Origin of the sequence: Campylobacter sp. RM12654 (assembly GCF_020137585.1) — a bacterium.
Lineage (GTDB): Bacteria > Campylobacterota > Campylobacteria > Campylobacterales > Campylobacteraceae > Campylobacter_E.
In genome coordinates this window covers 1-1,310 of record NZ_JACGAR010000061.1, presented here as the reverse complement: position 1 = coordinate 1,310, position 1,310 = coordinate 1, and the positions used below count along the sequence as shown (strand labels likewise).

The 1,310-nt window shown below is 24.6% G+C and carries 1 protein-coding gene; it reads left to right on the top strand.

The features are described from left to right. Positions 1-1,178, top strand: a 1,178-nt coding sequence (locus AVBRAN12654_RS09305) for a BspA family leucine-rich repeat surface protein (RefSeq protein WP_336614376.1), incomplete at its 5' end; no start/stop codon positions are given. Between the last annotated feature and the right edge of the window lie 132 nt (positions 1,179-1,310).

The following is a 1,310-nucleotide window of genomic DNA, read 5'->3' as shown; positions in this document are numbered from 1 at the left end:
GTAATAGAAAAGATTTTAGTGGTATAAATACTTGGGATACAAGCAATGTGTACGATATGAGTGAAATGTTTAGAAATTGTTATAATTTCAATCAAGCTTTAAACTTTGATACATCAAATGTAACTAAGATGGATTCTATGTTTTATGATTGTTTTAATTTTAATCAGCCTTTAAACTTTAATACATCAAATGTAATTGATATGAGTTTTATGTTTTATAAGTGCAAAAACTTTAATCAAACTTTAAACTTTGATACAAGCAATGTAACTAACATGTGTTTTATGTTTAATACTTGCATAAATTTTAACCAAGTTTTAAATTTTAATACTTTAAAAGTGATTAGCATGAAATCTATGTTTAAAGATTGTTATAATTTCAATCAAGCTTTAAATTTTAATACTAGTAATGTAACTGATATGAGTTATATGTTTGAAGATTGTTTTAATTTTAACCAAGCTTTGAGCTTTGATACAAGCAATGTAACTAATATGGATTCTATGTTTAGCAAATGCGAAAATTTCAATCAGCCTTTAAGTTTTAATACTAGTAATGTAACTGATATGAGTGATATGTTTGCTGAGTGTAAAAATTTTAATCAACATCTAGATTTTAATACAAGCAATGTAGTAAATATGAGTGCTATGTTTTATGGCTGTTATAATTTTAATCAGCCTTTAAGCTTTGATACAAGTAATGTAACTAATATGGATTCTATGTTTAGATATTGTTTTAATTTTAATCAGCCTTTAAACTTTGATACAGGCAATGTGTGTGATATGAGTCGGATGTTTAACAAATGCGAAAACTTCAATCAGCCTTTAAGTTTTAATACTAGTAATGTAACTGATATGAGTTATATGTTTTCTAATTGTTCTGATTTCAACCAACCTTTAAACTTTGATACAAGAAATGTAACTGATATGAGTAATATGTTTTATAAGTGCAAAAACTTTAATCAAACTTTAAATTTTAATACTAGTAATGTAACTGATATGAGTGGGATGTTTGGTGGTTGTGAAAATTTCAATCAACCTTTAAACTTTAATACAAGTAATGTAACAAATATGAATTATATGTTTAATAACTGCTCTAGTTTAACGCATAAACCTAATTTTGATATGAGTAATGTAAAAGAGCAAGAAAATATGTTTGAAGGTTGCGATAAGTTAGGTAAATAATCACTAAATTTCGTTTGTTTAAGTATTTTCTAGTATTTCAAACAAACGAAATTCCTATTTTAAATTCCTTTTTTATTTTCATTATTTACTTAAATAATTCAAAAAAGCTTTCATAAAACACAAATATTTTTC